The organism is Prauserella sp. PE36 (assembly GCF_003311655.1).
Lineage (GTDB): Bacteria > Actinomycetota > Actinomycetes > Mycobacteriales > Pseudonocardiaceae > Prauserella_A > Prauserella_A endophytica.
Genome location: NZ_QEQT01000031.1, coordinates 20,948 through 36,517 on the forward strand (window position 1 = coordinate 20,948; position 15,570 = coordinate 36,517).

At 67.9% G+C, this 15,570-nt stretch carries 11 protein-coding genes and 2 rRNA genes; 9 read left to right on the forward strand and 4 right to left on the reverse strand.

Annotated features, from left to right (window positions below; translation table 11 throughout):
- Positions 1 to 7 precede the first annotated feature (7 nt).
- On the forward strand, positions 8 to 1,705 hold the full coding sequence (locus DI005_RS02355; protein WP_255565651.1) for a serine/threonine-protein kinase: 1,698 nt from the start codon (positions 8 to 10) through the stop codon (positions 1,703 to 1,705).
- A 61-nt stretch (positions 1,706 to 1,766) separates the two neighbouring features.
- Here DI005_RS02355 and DI005_RS02360 read toward each other — a convergent pair whose 3' ends face one another.
- On the reverse strand, positions 1,767 to 2,408 hold the full coding sequence (locus DI005_RS02360) for a MerR family transcriptional regulator (protein WP_113641116.1): 642 nt from the start codon (positions 2,406 to 2,408) through the stop codon (positions 1,767 to 1,769).
- 89 nt (positions 2,409 to 2,497) lie between these two features.
- Here DI005_RS02360 and DI005_RS02365 point away from each other — a divergent pair, with 89 nt between their 5' ends.
- The 3 genes from DI005_RS02365 to DI005_RS02375 are packed head-to-tail and all read left to right on the forward strand — an operon-like array spanning position 2,498 to position 4,735.
- Positions 2,498 to 3,499: a hypothetical protein gene (locus DI005_RS02365; protein ID WP_113641117.1), complete on the forward strand. Its 1,002-nt coding sequence runs from the start codon at positions 2,498 to 2,500 to the stop codon at positions 3,497 to 3,499.
- Entirely contained in the window at positions 3,496 to 3,957 is a 462-nt protein-coding gene (locus tag DI005_RS02370; RefSeq protein WP_113641118.1) for an ABA4-like family protein, read from the forward strand. Before DI005_RS02365 ends, DI005_RS02370 begins: the two co-directional genes overlap by 4 nt.
- Positions 3,929 to 4,735, forward strand: coding sequence for a purine-nucleoside phosphorylase (locus tag DI005_RS02375; protein WP_112275846.1), 807 nt, complete (start codon positions 3,929 to 3,931; stop codon positions 4,733 to 4,735). The genes DI005_RS02370 and DI005_RS02375 overlap by 29 nt, the downstream gene beginning before the upstream one ends.
- Before the next feature lie 296 nt (positions 4,736 to 5,031).
- On the opposite strand, the gene DI005_RS02380 is transcribed toward DI005_RS02375, so the two are convergent.
- Entirely contained in the window at positions 5,032 to 6,234 is a 1,203-nt protein-coding gene (locus DI005_RS02380) for a CdaR family transcriptional regulator (protein ID WP_113641119.1), read from the reverse strand.
- 69 nt (positions 6,235 to 6,303) lie between these two features.
- On the opposite strand from DI005_RS02380, the gene DI005_RS02385 reads away from it, so the two are divergent.
- The 5 genes from DI005_RS02385 to hisS all read left to right on the forward strand — a co-directional run bounded on the left by DI005_RS02385 (position 6,304) and on the right by hisS (position 12,047).
- Positions 6,304 to 7,959 carry a phospho-sugar mutase gene (locus DI005_RS02385; protein ID WP_113641120.1) on the forward strand — a complete coding sequence of 552 codons (1,656 nt, stop codon included), beginning with the start codon at positions 6,304 to 6,306 and terminating at the stop codon, positions 7,957 to 7,959.
- A gap of 106 nt (positions 7,960 to 8,065) precedes the next feature.
- Positions 8,066 to 8,521: a flavodoxin family protein gene (locus DI005_RS02390; protein ID WP_112275840.1), complete on the forward strand. Its 456-nt coding sequence runs from the start codon at positions 8,066 to 8,068 to the stop codon at positions 8,519 to 8,521.
- Between the two features lie 38 nt (positions 8,522 to 8,559).
- The gene (locus DI005_RS02395; RefSeq protein ID WP_112275838.1) at positions 8,560 to 9,240 is read left to right on the forward strand and encodes an LppX_LprAFG lipoprotein; all 681 of its coding nucleotides are present in this window, start codon (positions 8,560 to 8,562) and stop codon (positions 9,238 to 9,240) included.
- A complete protein-coding gene (locus DI005_RS02400; RefSeq protein ID WP_113641121.1) occupies positions 9,237 to 10,745 on the forward strand; it encodes an MFS transporter in 1,509 nt (502 codons plus the stop codon). The genes DI005_RS02395 and DI005_RS02400 overlap by 4 nt, the downstream gene beginning before the upstream one ends.
- 9 nt (positions 10,746 to 10,754) lie before the next feature.
- Positions 10,755 to 12,047, forward strand: coding sequence for a histidine--tRNA ligase (gene hisS / locus DI005_RS02405; protein WP_113641122.1), 1,293 nt, complete (start codon positions 10,755 to 10,757; stop codon positions 12,045 to 12,047).
- 110 nt (positions 12,048 to 12,157) lie between these two features.
- Here the strand turns inward: hisS and rrf are convergent.
- Together rrf and DI005_RS02415 are read right to left on the reverse strand one after the other, a co-directional pair.
- Positions 12,158 to 12,274 (reverse strand): 5S ribosomal RNA (gene rrf / locus DI005_RS02410).
- Positions 12,275 to 12,356: 82 nt separating this feature from the next.
- Positions 12,357 to 15,489, reverse strand: a 23S ribosomal RNA gene (locus DI005_RS02415).
- Between the last annotated feature and the right edge of the window lie 81 nt (positions 15,490 to 15,570).

Below are 15,570 nucleotides of genomic sequence, written 5' to 3' on the forward strand. Positions count from 1 at the left end.
AGGGGTCGTGTCCGCTCCCGCTGAGAATTCGCGCCTCGTCGCCGGTCGCTACCGGTTGCGCTCGGTGCTCGGCTCGGGGGCCATGGGCACGGTCTGGGCGGCGCACGACGAGTTCCTCCAGCGGCCCGTGGCGGTCAAGGAGGTCCGGATGCCCGCGGGCGTGCCGCCGGATCAGGCCGGCGAGGTCCGCGAGCGCACCCTTCGCGAGGCCAGGGCCATCGCGGTGCTCTCCCACCCGAACGTGATCGTCCTGCACGACGTCGTGCTGGAGCACGGCGATCCGTACGTCGTGATGGAGCTGCTCCCCTCGCGCAGCCTCGCCGCGCTGCTCAGGGCTGGCAGGCGGCTCACCGTCGCGCAGGCGGCGGCGGTGGCCGACGCGGTGGCCGCGGCGCTGGAGGCGGCGCACGCGGCAGGCATCACCCACCGCGACGTCAAGCCCGGCAACGTGCTCGTGGCGCAGGACGGCCGCATCAAGCTCACCGACTTCGGCATCGCCCGCAACGTCTCCGAGGTCACCATGACCCACACGGGGACGATGCTCGGCTCGCCCGCGTTCATCGCGCCCGAGGTCGCCTCCGGCGGCGCGGTGACCTACACCGCCGATCTGTGGGGGCTCGGCGCGACGCTGTTCGCCGCCACCGAGGGCCGCCCTCCCTACGACGTCGACGGTGATCCACTGGAGACGGTGAGCAGGGTGGTGCACGGCGAGGTGCCGCAGCCTTCGCCCGGCCCGCTCGCGGCGTTGGTCCGGGGGCTGATGGCCAAGGAGCCGTCGGAGCGGATGTCACTGTCGGAGGTGCGGCGCAGGCTTTACCCGTTCCTGGCCCAGCCCCGGCGCCTGCTGTTCCCGCCGGAGCTGTTCCGCGAGGGCACCCCGGTCGGGCCGGAGGCGAGCGTCACTCGGGTGATCCCGGCGATGCCGGCCGCCGCGCCGGAGCCCGGCGCGGACGACGGCGGCGGGGCGCTCGCGGCCGATCCGGGGCCGCTGCCTTTCGGCGGAGGCGCCGCGCCCGCCGACGGTCCGGCCGCGGCGCGGGCCGGGCGGTCGACGGCGCGCACGGTGGCGCTGGTCGTGGTGGTGATGCTGCTGTTCGTGCTGGCCGTGGCAGGCGGGTTCGTGCTGACGCGCGTGCTCGCGGGCCAGCCGCTCTCGGCACCGGACCGGACACAGGAGCCGACGCCGGCCGCGGCTCCCGCACCACAGCAGGAGCTCGTCACGCGCGAGGGCGACGCGACCAACCTGCAGGGCGCGAAGGGCGGCCTGTTCTCGGTCGAGGTGCCCGCCGACTGGACGAAGTTCGTCACCCAGCAGTCGGAGACGAAGCTGCCCACCAGCACCAGGGTGCAGTTCGTCTCCGCCGACGGCGCGCAGGTGCTTGGCGTGGAGCGGTTCGCGCAGTACTCGGACGCCCACACCGTCGACGACTACGTCACCACGCTCGGCGAGTTCTGGGCCCCCGGTGACTTCACGCTGGTGCGCTCGGAACCGCTCGGCGACCGCGACGGCGTGCTCGTGACGTACCGGACTGCGGAGCGCGGCGCGAGCGGTGAGCGGGCGATGAACCGGACAACGGTCGCGGAGGTGTTCCTCAGCGGGTCGAGCCTGTGGGTGGTGAGCGTGACGGTGCCCGTCGAACAGGAACGCCTCGGCCGCAGCGAGCTGTTCGACCGCATCGTGCCGACGTTCCAGATGACCGACTGAGCGGGCGGGCCAACCGCAGTGAAGGCCACCTTCACTGCGTTGAACGCAGTGAAGGTGGCCTTCACTGCGGTTTCACCGCGGTTGCACCGAACCGGTCGCGCGAGGCCTTGGCGTGCGCGAGCCTGCGCAGCGCGGCGTGCAGCGCGTCGCCGAGCACGGTGCCGATCACGGCCGCCTCCACAATCGCCTCTCGTTGCCCCAGCGCGGCGACGGTGTCGAGGTCACTGCCCGCGACCAGGTCGGCCGCCTCGGCGTAGTCGTCGAGCCGCTCGGCCAGTTCGGGGTGACCCAGGTCGCGATAGGTGCAGAGCACTCCGACCAGCGCCTCGGCGATGGGCGTGCCCGGCGCGATCACCCAGTCCCGCTTTTCGGCAAGTGTCTCCAGCCGCTCCATCGCCCACGCCCGCGCCTCGTCGCTGACCTCCACGGCGGGCAGCGGAAGGCCGTGCTGCGCGATGCCGAGCACGTCGTGGGTGGACGTCCCCTCCGCGAGCCCGGCGATCACCTCGCGGACGGCCGCGATCGACAGCCCGCCGATGTCGAGCAGCGCGCGGATGAGCTTGAGCCTGCGCACGTGGGACGCGTCGTAGCGGGCCTGGTTGGGACTGGTGCGCTCGCCGGGCGGGAGCAGGCCCTCGCGCAGGTAGTACTTGATCGTCGCGACCGGGACCCCGGACTCCCTGCTCAGCTCGGCCATCCGCATGCGTCGTCGTCGCCTTTCCTGTGGACTTCCTCAGAACGGATAGTGTAGCTTCCCGCTATAGGTAGTAACACTATCTATAAGGAGGACGGATGTCCGACCTGATCGGCCAGGCGAGAACCTGGCACCGCCCGATGATGATCTGTGCGGGCGTGATGGCGGCGATGGCCGCCGTCTCGGCCGGCGGACTGCTGCTCGACGACCGCGTGTTGCTCGGCGCGCCGATCTGGTTGAAGCCGTTCAAGTTCGCGGTGTCCATCGCCCTGTACTGCGTCACCTGGGCGTGGTTGCTGACCCTGCTGAGGTCGCGGCAGCGCCTGGCAAACCGCGTGTCCACCGCGATCGTGGTGATCCTGTTCGTGGAGTACACGATCATCGTGACGCAGGTCGTGCGCGGGCGGGCCAGTCACTTCAATGCCTCGACGCCATTGGACTCGACGCTGTTCTCGGTGATGGGCGGATCCATCGCGGCACTGTGGACAGGCACGCTCGTGCTGACCGTCCTACTGCTGCGGACCCCCATCGCGGACCCGGCCTCGCGCTGGGCGATCCGGATCGGCGCGCTGATCTCACTGGTGGGAGCGGGGCTCGGGGCGCTCATGATCGGCCCGACGAGCGAGCAGCTTGGGTCGATGCGGAACGGCACGCCCACCGGTTTCATCGGCGCGCACAGCGTCGGCGTCGCGGACGGCGGGCCGAGCATGCCCATCACCGGCTGGAGCACCACCGGCGGCGACCTGCGCATCCCGCACTTCGTCGGCATGCACGCGCTACAGGTGCTCCCGCTGCTGGCGCTGCTGCTCGGCCTGCTCGCGACCAGGTTGCCGGCGCTGCGCGACGGCGGCGTGCGGATGCGGCTGATGTTCGTGGCCGGGGCCGGCTACGCGGGGCTGACCGGTCTCGTCACTTGGCAGGCGCTGCGGGGTCAACCGCTGCTCTCCCCCGACGCGTGGACGCTCGCGACCCTCGCCGCACTGGCCGTGACGGTGACTCTCGCGACCGTCCTGACCCTCGCCAAGCGGGAGCAAGGGAGCTTTACTCCCGTTTCTCGAGAGCAAAGCTCCCTTGCTCACCCGGAGAGGACCCCTCGATGACCGGGACCCTCTTCGACCTGACGTTCTACCTCGCCGCGCCGTTCTGGGCGCTGATGATCGTCGGGCCCCGCTGGCGGTGGACCACTCGCGTCATCGGCTCGCCGTGGATCGCCCTCCCGCCGCTGCTCGTCTACCTCGCGCTCGCGCCCGGCGACTTCGCCGAGCTGTGGACGGTGGTGAGCAGGCCGGACCTCGGGGTGTTGCGCGAGTTCCTCGCCTCCGCCGAGGGCGCCGCCATGATCTGGGCGCACCTCATCGCCTTCGACCTGTTCATCGGCAGGTGGATGTACCTCGACGCGCGCCGGCGCGGGGTTCCGCACCTGCTCCTCGCGCCGATTCTGGTGCTGACGATCCTGCTGTCGCCGATTGGGCTGCTGGCCTACCTGCTCGCCCGGACGGTGACGCCGGGAGCACGTAGGCTGCACGACCGTGAACGAGAAGATCAGCCAGCCCAGTGACCTCGCCGCCGCTGCCGCCTCGGTGCTCGCCGAGCGCACCGGAACCGACCGGCACGACATCGCCGTGGTGCTGGGCTCGGGCTGGCGCCCGGCCGCCGACGTGATCGGCAAGCCCGAGACGGAGGTCGCTCTCGACGAGCTGCCCGGGTTCGAGACACCCAGCGCCGTCGGCCACGGAAGCACCGCGCGTTCGGTGAAGATCGGCGACAAGCGCGTGCTGGTCCTGCTCGGCCGGACGCACCTGTACGAGGGCAAGGGCGTCGCGCGCGTCGTGCACGCGGTGCGCACCGCGGCGGAAGCCGGCGTGCGCACCGTGCTGCTCACCAACGCCGCGGGCGGGCTGCGCGAAGGCTTCCAGGTCGGCCAGCCGGTGATCATCTCCGACCACCTGAACATGACCGCGACGTCGCCGATCACCGGCGCGAACTTCGTTGACCTCGTCGATCTCTACTCCAACCGGCTGCGGGACGTCGCGAAGGGAATCGACCCATCACTGGCGGAGGGCGTTTACGCCGGGCTGCCGGGACCGCATTTCGAGACGCCCGCCGAGATCCGGATGCTGCGCACGCTCGGCGCCGACCTCGTCGGCATGTCGACCGTGCTGGAGGCCATCGCGGCGCGCGCCGCGGGCGTGGAGGTGTTCGGGCTGTCGCTCGTGACCAACCTCGCCGCCGGGATGACGGGCGAGCCACTCAGCCACGAGGAGGTCATCGAGGCGGGCAAGGCGGCCGCCGAGCGGATGGGTGGCCTGCTGCGGGAGCTCGTGCTGCGCGCGTGACCGCCGTCACTTTCCGGTGGAGACCGGCGTGGTCGTAATGGGCACGTCGGCCATTTCCCTACGCGTCATCGAAGTCCCTTTCGCGCGTTTACCGCACTGTGGAATGGAGTGGCCACCACGTACCCCGGCGAGGTCGCCGAGCTCGAAATCGGTGTGGCAGAGCCAATTTGGCCCATCGTTGACGGCTCGACAATAGCCCGATCGGGTTCTCCACGGCGCTTTCCGGACTGACTCCGCGCGCCTTGTCACGCGGCTGACAAAAGCGGGAAATGCAATGCTCACGGAAATGCGGGGAGTTACTCCGGACGAGGGCGCCGGAGCCGGCGGGCCCGCAGCGCGACCGCGAGCGCGAACCGTTCGTCGGGGTCCCGCAGCCGGTCGCCGTAGCACTCCTCGAGCTGATGGATCCGGTAGCGCACGGTCTGCGGATGCACGTTCAGCTGGCCCGCGACCTCCGGCGCGCCGCCCCTCGTCTCCAGCCACGCGGCCAGGGTCTCGGCGAGCCGCTCGCGCTGCCGGGCGTTGAACCCACCGAGCGGCGCGATCGCCCGCTCCGCGAGCCGCTCGGCGAGCGTCGGATCACTGAGCAGCCACAACGTCAGTAGGTGGTCGGCACACGAGACCACCGGCGCACGCTCCACCACACCGTCGCCGATCAACCCGGCGAGCCGCCGTGCCCAGCGCAGCGAGTCACGCGCGTCGGCGAGGCGGACGACCGGGCCGATCACGCACCGCCAGCCGGCGAGCGCCGCGGCGAGGTCGGGCACGGTGCCGCCGGGCGCGGGCACGATCAGGCACGGCGCGTCGCTCTCGAGGTCGACGAGCACGTCGTCGGCCAGCTCGGGGTAACCCGGCGGTTCGGTGTCGCCGTCGCGTTCCAGCACGACGACCGTCACCTCCTCCGGCGGCGTCCACGCCGCGGCGGCGGCCTGGTCCACGAGCACGCCCGTGGGTACCGGCTGCTCGGAGAGCAGCGACTCCAGCAAGCGCTTGCGGCGGCGTTCGAGTGCCCCGGCGGCGCGGGCCTGTGCGGCCACGTAGCCCTCGTGCGACAGTGCCGACAGCTCGTCGATGTAGGCGAACAGGGCTGCGGCGAGCTCGCACATCGTTTCCACCGGCAGCTTCGAGCGCAGACCGAAGTCGCTGAGCGCCTGCCAGCCGACGCGCCCGCCGATGCGGTACGCCGACTGCAGCACGTCGATACTCCGGCCCTCGCTCACCTCGTATCTGCCGAGCTGACGGAAGAGCGCGGCGGTGCCGTCGCCGGCCGCGGCCGGGTCGAGCAGCCGGTCGAGGAATTCCAGCACGCCCTGCTGCACACCGTGCAGGATCGCCTTGCCGAACGTGCCCTCCAGTGGCCTGGCGTAGGCGGGGATGGACGACTGGATCTGCTGCAAGATCAGTTGTGCAACATCCGCCGATCGGCGCCGCATGGCGGGAGCCAGCACGGCCAGCTCCGCGCGGGCGGCTGCTCCGATCGGCGCCGTGTCATTGCGCATGACGGCCTAACCCCCTTGGCCAGCGGGGGCGACGGTAGCGGGAATCCCGAGGCTTGACAACATTGTGCGGTGACGCAACCATCGCCCAGGCTCACCACCGGCCTTCGTGACCAGGCATTTCGCTGGATCGCCGACGACGTCGACCCGGACACGCGCACAGAGTTGCAGACCGTGCTCGCACGGGCGATGGGTGGCGACGCCGACGCGGTCGCGGAGCTCGCCGACCGCATGGCCGGCCCGCTGACGTTCGGTACCGCGGGACTGCGCGGACCGGTGCGGGCGGGTCCGAACGGGATGAACCCGGCCGTCGTCGTGCGCACCACCGCGGGGGTGGCGGCGTGGCTGACGAGTCACGGCAAGGCCGGCGGGACCGTCGTGGTCGGCCGGGACGCGCGGCACGGCTCGGCGGCGTTCGCCGTGGCGGCTGCCGAGGTGCTCAGCGCGGCCGGTTTCGCGGTGAAGGTGCTGCCGGGTCCATTGCCGACGCCAGTGCTCGCGTTCGCGGTCGGACACCTCGGCGCGATCGCCGGCATTCAGGTCACCGCGTCTCACAACCCGCCGGCCGACAACGGCTACAAGCTCTACGACGACACGGCCGCGCAGATCGTCCCGCCGGCCGACCGCGAGGTGGAGGCGGCGATCGCCGACGCCCCCGCCGCGGTGGCGGTACCGAGGTCTCCCGATGCCACGACGGCGGGTTCCGATGTGCTGGAGACGTACCTTTCCCGCTGCGCGACGTTGCCGAGGGGCACGGCACGGACGCTGCGGGTGGCGGCGACGCCCATGCATGGCGTCGGCGGGGACGTGCTGGTGCGCGCGCTGCGGACGGCGGGCTTCACCGACGTGCGCCTGGTGGCCGAGCAGGCGGAGCCGGACCCGGACTTCCCGACCGTGGCGTTCCCGAACCCGGAGGAGCCGGGCGCGACCGACCGGTTGCTGGCGCTCGCGGCCGAGATCGACGCCGACCTTGCGATCGCGCTCGACCCGGACGCCGACAGGTGCGCACTCGGTGCGCGGGACGGGGACGGCACGTGGCGGATGCTGCGGGGCGACGAGACGGGCGTGCTGCTCGGCGAGCACGTGCTGTCCACAACGGACAGCACTGACCCGTTGGTGGCGACCACGATCGTGTCGTCGTCGATGCTGGGCGGGATGGCCGAGGCGCACGGGGCGCGGTACGCGGAAACGCTCACGGGCTTCAAATGGCTGGCGCGGGCGGGCGAAGGCCTGGTGTTCGCGTACGAGGAGGCACTCGGGGTGTGCGTGAACCCCGGGTTCGTGCGGGACAAGGACGGCATCGCGGCGGCGGTGCTCGCGTGCGACCTCGCGGCGACGACGAAGGCGGCGGGCCGCACGCTGTTCGACGTGCTCGACGACCTCGCCGTGCGGCACGGCGTGCATCTGACCGACCAGGTGTCGGTGCGGATCCCCGACCTTCGGGCGCGGGCCGAGCTGATGGACCGGGTGCGCACGGCCCCGCCGGCGACGCTCGCGGACGTGGCAGTGACGGCCGAGGACCTGCTGCCGGAGGCGGACGTGCTGCGCCTGCGGGGCGAGGGCCTGCGGGTGGTCCTGCGGCCGTCGGGAACGGAGCCGAAGCTGAAGGTCTACCTGGAGGTGACGGCCGACGTCCCGGCCGAGGAGGACCTGCCGGAGTCCCGCCGGACGGCGGCCAAACGCCTCACCGCGCTGCGAACGGAGCTCTCACAGCTGCTCGACCGGTAGCCCAGAGGGGAGCAAGGGAGCTTTACTACCGTTTTCCGGGAGCAAAGCTCCCTTGCTCCCTCACGGCGCTTGCGGGACCCGCTCAGCGAAGGCACGCTGAATCACTGTGCCCACGTTGCTGATCGTCCACCACACGCCGTCGCCCCATCTGCAGGCCATGTTCGAGGCCGTGGTCTCCGGCGCGACCGATCCGGAGATCACCGGTGTCGACGTGGTCCGGCGGCCCGCGCTGTCCGCGACGGCGTCGGACGTGCTGGCCGCCGACTCCTACCTGCTCGGCACCCCCGCCAATCTCGGCTACATGTCGGGCGCGCTCAAGCACTTCTTCGACACCGTCTACTACCCGTGCCTCGACGCCACCCGCAACCGCCCCTTCGGCCTCTACCTGCACGGCAACCAGGGCATCGAGGGAGCGCACCGGGCGATCGAGAGCGTCACCAAGGGCCTCGGCTGGGAGCAGGCGGCACAGCCCGTGGTGGTCATGGGCGAACCCGACAAGGACGACCTCGCCGCGTGCTGGGAACTGGGCGCGACGCTGGCGGCCGGCCTCATGCCGGAATAGCCGGTACGCGGGCGCCCCGGTGGCCCTACGATTCCGGCATGGTCATCCGCCGAATCCTGTTGGGGATGCTCGCGCTCACGGCCGCCGTGACCGCGGGCTGCACGTCCGACGACGCTCCGAGTGAGTCACTGCCCGACGGCCCCGCCCTGATCAAGGACGCCGCGGCGGCCACGGGAGACATCCAGAGCACCCATTTCACCCTGCGGGTGAACGGCACGGTCAAGGGTCTGAGCGTGCAGAGCCTCGACGGCGACCTGACGAAGCAGGGCGACGCCAAGGGCACCGGCACGCTGAAGCAGGCGGGCCAGCTCGTCGAGGTCGAGTTCGTGCTCGCGGGCGACACCCTCTATCTCAAGGGACCCACCGGCGGGTACCAGGAGATCCCGGCCGCGCTCAGCTCCACTTTGTACGACCCCTCCGCCGTGCTCGACCCGGAGCGGGGCGTCTCGAAACTGCTCTCCGGCCTGCGCAACCCGGTCACCGAGGCGCAGGAGGAGGTGGAGGGCACCCAGACCTACAAGGTCACGGGTCAACTCGGCAAGGACGTCCTCTCCGGCCTGCTGCCGGGGATCCAGTCCGACGCCGACGTGACGTTCTGGCTGCGCACCGACGGCGAGCACCTGCCCGTCAAGGCCTCCGCGGCGTTCCCCGACGACGCCACCGTCGACGTCACGCTGTCCGATGTGGACAAGCCCGTGACGGTCACCCCGCCGGCGTGACCGAGGTCGGCACCACCCGGCGCGCCCGCTCGGTAGCGATCGGCGCCGGTGGACTCGCGGTACTGCTCGGGGCGCTCGACACGTACGTCGTCATCGGCCTGCTGCGGCAGATCATCGAGGACCTGCAGATCCCGGTGAACCGCCTCGAGCAGGTCACGCCCATCGTCACGGGCTACCTGCTCGGCTACGTGGCAGCGATGCCGCTGCTGGGCCAGGCCTCCGACCGGTTCGGCCGCAAGACACTGCTGCAGGCGTGCCTGGCCGGGTTCCTCGTTGGCTCCGTGCTCACCGCGGTCGCCGGTTCGGTGCCGCTGCTCGTGGTGGGCCGCGTGGTGCTCGGGATCGCGGGCGGCGCGCTCCTGCCGGTGACAATGGCACTCGCCGCCGACCTGTGGTCAGAGCGCAGGAGGGCGACCGTGCTCGGCGCGGTCGGCGGTGCGCAGGAGCTCGGCAGCGTGCTGGGACCCGTTTACGGCATCGCGCTCGCCGCGCTCGCGGGCTGGCGCAGCGTGTTCTGGGTCAACGTGCCGCTCGCGCTGCTGGCGATGGTCGCCGTCTACTTCTCCGTGCCCGGCAACCGGCCCGCCGAGCGCGCCAAGGTGGACCTCGTTGGCGGTGGGCTGCTCGCGATCGCGCTCGGCATGCTGGTGGTGGGCCTCTACAACCCGAACCCGCGCGAGCAGGTGCTCCCGAGCTGGGGCCTGCCGCTGCTGATCGTCGCCGCCGTGGTCTTCGTGCTGTTCCTGCTGTGGGAGTCCAGGGCGAAGACCCGGCTGCTGGACCCCACCCACGTGCGGATGCGCCCGTTCCTCGCCGCGCTGGGCACCAGCATCGCGGCAGGTGCGGCGCTCATGGTCACGCTCGTCGACGTCGACCTGTTCTCCCAGACCCTCCTCGGCCGTGACGACCAGGGCAGCGTGGAGCTGCTCCTGCGCTTCCTCGTGGCGCTGCCGGTCGGAGCGATCGCGGGCGGGTTCGTAGCGTCCCGGGCCGGGGAACGCTCGGTGGCGTTCGTCGGCATGCTCGTGGCGGGTGCGGGCTTCCTGCTGATGTCGGGGTGGACCGCCGATGTGCTCTCCACACCGCACGAGCTGGGCCCGTTGACGCTGCCGAGGCTCGACACGGACCTGGTGATCGTGGGACTCGGGCTCGGCCTGGTCATCGCGCCGCTCTCCTCGGCGGTGCTGCGTGCGGCACCGCCGGAACAGCACGGCGTCGCCTCGGCGGGCGTCGTGGTGGCGCGGATGACCGGCATGCTCGTGGGCATCGCGGCCCTCTCGGCGTGGGGCCTGCACCGCTTCCACAGCATGACCGCGTCGCTCGACGTGCCGATCCGCGTGCTGTATCCGTCCGACGCCGCCTACGAGACCGCGCTCGGCGACTACGTGGGCGCCGTGAAGAACGCACTGCTCACGCAGTACACGGAGATCTTCCTGATCACGTCGGTCGTGTGCGCGGCGGGCGCGGCCCTTGCCCTGCTCATCGGCTCGCGGCGCGGTCACTAAACTCGGTACGTGCCTGAATTCCTGCCGACCGCGCCCTACCGGGGTACCCGGGACTTCCTCCCGCCGGAGATGTCCGTCCGTACCCAGGTCTTCGGGAAGCTGTACGAGGTCATCGAGCGGTACGGGTTCCAGCGCTACGACGGTCCGATCCTGGAGTCGGCTGAGATCTACGAGGCGAAATCCGGTGAGGAGATCGCCAACCAGCAGCTCTACACCCTCACCGACCGCGGGGGCCGCCGCCTGGCGCTGCGTCCTGAGATGACGCCGTCGGTGGCCAGGATGATCGCCGGCAACGCCGGTGCCCTGCAGTTCCCCGTCCGCTGGTACAGCCACCCGAACTGCCACCGCTACGAACGCCCCCAGCGGGGCCGGGTGCGCGAGCATTGGCAGATCAACGTCGACATCTTCGGCTCGACCAGCGCGAACACCGAGATCGAGATCTTCGAGCTGATCCACGACATGCTGGCCGGGCTGGGTGCGAGCGAGGACATGTTCGTGGTCAGGGCGAACGACCGGAACCTGCTGTCCTCGGCCCTCACCGATGTGGTGGGCGTCGGCGAGGAGCAGCTGCCCGAGGTGTTCGCGCTCGTCGACCGCTGGGAGAAGTACGAGCGGGAGAAGCTCGCCGCCAGCGCCGAGGAGATCGGTCTCACGGACAAGCAGTTCGAGAAGCTGGGCGACGTGCTCACCGCTGGGACCGCGCTGCTCGACGAACTGCCTGAGCAGGTCAAGGAGAACTCCAACCTGGTCAGGGTGCTCGGCAGCAACGCCGCGAGCCTGATCCGTTTCGACCCGATGATCGTGCGCGGACTGGCCTACTACACGTCGACGGTGTTCGAGGTCTTCGACACCTCGCCGGAGAACAACCGCGCCCTGTTCGGCGGTGGCGCCTACAGCGACCTGGCTTCGCTGTTCACCGCACAGCAGATCCCGGGAATCGGGTTCGGCATGGGCGACGTAACCCTGATGGACTTCCTTGGCACCCACGGCCTGCTGCCGCAACCGAAGGCCGAGGTCGACGTGGTCGTGATCCCGGTGACGGAGAACCTCGGCGACGCCGCCCGCACGGTGGCGACGTCGCTGCGCCGCTCCGGTGTGCGCACCTCGGTGCCGCTGGAGTTCCGCAAGCTGGGCAAGGAACTCGGACGTGCGGACAAGGCGGGCGCCCGCGTGGTCGTGATCGTCGGCCAGGAGGACTGGGACGCCGGCAACGTGACCGTGCGCAGCCTCGCGACCCGGGACCAGCGGGTGGTCGCCGCGGACTCCGCACCGGCCACGGTCGCCGAACTGCTCGCCGAATAGCACGCAGGCCGGTCATTCGAGACGCTCGAATGACCGGCCTGCTTTTTTTCTGTGACGACAAAACAAGAAAGCCCGCCAGGTGAGTACCTGGCGGGCTTTCTCGAAGTTGAGTTCGGCGGTGTCCTACTCTCCCACACCCCCACGGGTGCAGTACCATCGGCGCTGGTGGGCTTAGCTTCCGGGTTCGGAATGGGACCGGGCGTGACCCCACCGCTATAACCACCGAAACACTGGTGAAACAACCACACTCTCTTCACTTATCAGGGCGTGTGGTGTTTCAGAATCGTAGAGTGAGTGCGTAGCAGCTTTGTGGGCAAGTCCTCGGCCGATTAGTACCAGTCCACTCAAAAACACGTTACCGTGCGTCCATGTCTGGCCTATCAACCCAGTGGTCTACTGGGAGCCTTAACCCACAAGGGGTGGGAGACCTCATCTAGGAACAGGCTTCCCGCTTAGATGCCTTCAGCGGTTATCCCTTCCGAACGTAGCCAACCAGCCATGCCACTGGCGTGACAACTGGCATACCAGAGGTTCGTCCGTCCCGGTCCTCTCGTACTAGGGACAGCCTTCCGCAAGTCTCCTACGCGCGCGGCGGATAGGGACCGAACTGTCTCACGACGTTCTAAACCCAGCTCGCGTGCCGCTTTAATGGGCGAACAGCCCAACCCTTGGGACCTACTCCGGCCCCAGGATGCGACGAGCCGACATCGAGGTGCCAAACCATGCCGTCGATATGGACTCTTGGGCAAGATCAGCCTGTTATCCCCGGGGTACCTTTTATCCGTTGAGCGACACCCCTTCCACCAGGAGGTGCCGGATCACTAGTCCCTGCTTTCGCACCTGCTCGACCCGTCAGTCTCACAGTCAAGCTCCCTTGTGCACTTACACTCAACACCTGATTGCCAACCAGGCTGAGGGAACCTTTGGGCGCCTCCGTTACCCTTTAGGAGGCAACCGCCCCAGTTAAACTACCCACCAGGCACTGTCCCTGAACCGGATCACGGTCCGAAGTTAGATTCCCAGCACGACCAGAGTGGTATTTCAACAACGACTCCACCAACACTAGCGTGTCAGCTTCACAGTCTCCCACCTATCCTACACAAGCCGAACCGAAAACCAATACCAAGCTATAGTAAAGGTCCCGGGGTCTTTCCGTCCTGCCGCGCGAAACGAGCATCTTTACTCGTAGTGCAATTTCGCCGGGCCTGTGGTTGAGACAGCCGGAAAGTCGTTACGCCATTCGTGCAGGTCGGAACTTACCCGACAAGGAATTTCGCTACCTTAGGATGGTTATAGTTACCACCGCCGTTTACTGGCGCTTAAATTCTCAGCTTCACCCCACAAAAGGGGTTAACCGGTCCTCTTAACGTTCCAGCACCGGGCAGGCGTCAGTCCATATACATCGACTTGCGTCTTCGCATGGACCTGTGTTTTTAGTAAACAGTCGCTTTCCGCTGGTCTCTGCGGCCACTCCCACCTAGCCCGAACAAGGCTTCAGCAGGCTTGGCCCCCCTTCTCCCGAAGTTACGGGGGCAATTTGCCGAGTTCCTTAACCACAGTTCACCCGATCGCCTTAGTATTCTCTACCTGACCACCTGTGTCGGTTTGGGGTACGGGCCACACATGCACTCGCTAGAGGCTTTTCTCGGCAGCAGAGGATCACCCTACTTCACCACAAACGGCTACGCATCACGCCTCACCCTCGTCATCCAAGACAGCAGAACGGATTTCCCTATCCTGCGGGCCACACGCTTACACCAGTATCACCACTGACTGGCGGGGCTACCTTCCTGCGTCACCCCATCGCTTGACTACTACAGGATCAGGCCCCACGCTCACCAACACCACCACTCCGAAGAGCGGCAATGCGGCTCGGGTGGTTAGTATCCCCTGCCTCGCCAGGGACGCACACACGCGGGTACGGGAATATCAACCCGTTGTCCATCGACTACGCCTGTCGGCCTCGCCTTAGGTCCCGACTTACCCTGGGCGGAACAACCTGGCCCAGGAACCCTTGGTCATCCGGCGGCAGAGATTCTCACTCTGCATTCGCTACTCATGCCTGCATTCTCACTCCCACACCCTCCACAACTCGCTCACGCGGCCGCTTCTCTGGATGCAGGACGCTCCCCTACCCACCCACACGACTAGATGCCCCTCCCAAAGAGGAACACCGATCAATGTGTGAGTGACACAGCTTCGGCGGTGTGCTTAAGCCCCGCTACATTGTCGGCGCAGAACCACTTGACCAGTGAGCTATTACGCACTCTTTCAAGGATGGCTGCTTCTAAGCCAACCTCCTGGTTGTCTCAGCGACTCCACATCCTTTCCCACTGAGCACACACTTAGGGGCCTTAGCTGGCGTTCTGGGCTGTTTCCCTCTCGACGACGAAGCTTATCCCCCGCCGTCTCACTGCCGCACTCTCACACACCCGTATTCGGAGTTTGGTTGACTTCGGTAACCCGGTAAGGCCCCTAGGCCACCCAGTAGCTCTACCCCAGGTGTGAAACATACGACGCTGCACCTAAATGCATTTCGGGGAGAACCAGCTATCACGGAGTTTGATTGGCCTTTCACCCCTACCCACAACTCATCCCCCAGGTTTTCAACCCTGGTGGGTTCGGCCCTCCACACCGTCTTACCGGCGCTTCAGCCTGGCCATGGGTAGATCACTCCGCTTCGGGTCTCGACCACGCAACTCACACGCCCTCTTCAGACTCGCTTTCGCTACGGCTACCCCACACGGGTTAACCTCGCCACGCAGCACGAACTCGCAGGCTCATTCTTCAAAAGGCACGCCATCACAACGACCAGCATTGCTCTGACGGCTTGCAGGCACACGGTTTCAGGTACTCTTTCACTCCCCTCCCGGGGTACTTTTCATCTTTCCCTCACGGTACTCGTCCGCTATCGGTCACCAGGAAGTATTTAGGCTTACCGGGTGGTCCCGGCAGATTCACAGCAAATTCCACGAGCTCGCTGCTACTCGGGAACACCATTCCAGACACGCCCATGCAGTTTTCACGTACGGGACTCTCACCCACTCCGGCCGCTCATCCCAAAGCGTTCCGCTAACCACACAACGCATCCCCAGGAGTGTCAGCCCCTGGCAAACAGGTCCCACAACCCCGCACACACAACACCTGACAGCTTGACATGCGCACGGTTTAGCCTCCTCCGCTTTCGCTCGCCACTACTCACGGAATCACACTTGTTTTCTCTTCCTACGGGTACTGAGATGTTTCACTTCCCCGCGTTCCCTCCACACACCCTATACATTCAGGTGCGGGTGACACCTCATAACAGGTGCCGGGTTACCCCATTCGGACACCCTCGGATCACAGCTCGGTTGACAGCTCCCCGAGGCTTATCGCAGCCTCCCACGTCCTTCATCGGCCCCTAGTGCCCAGACATCCACCATGTGCCCTACACAACTTGACCACAAAGATGCTCGCACTCACTCTACAATTCTCAAACACCACACCAAAAGCAACACCACCGTGCTGCCTCAGGACCCAACAG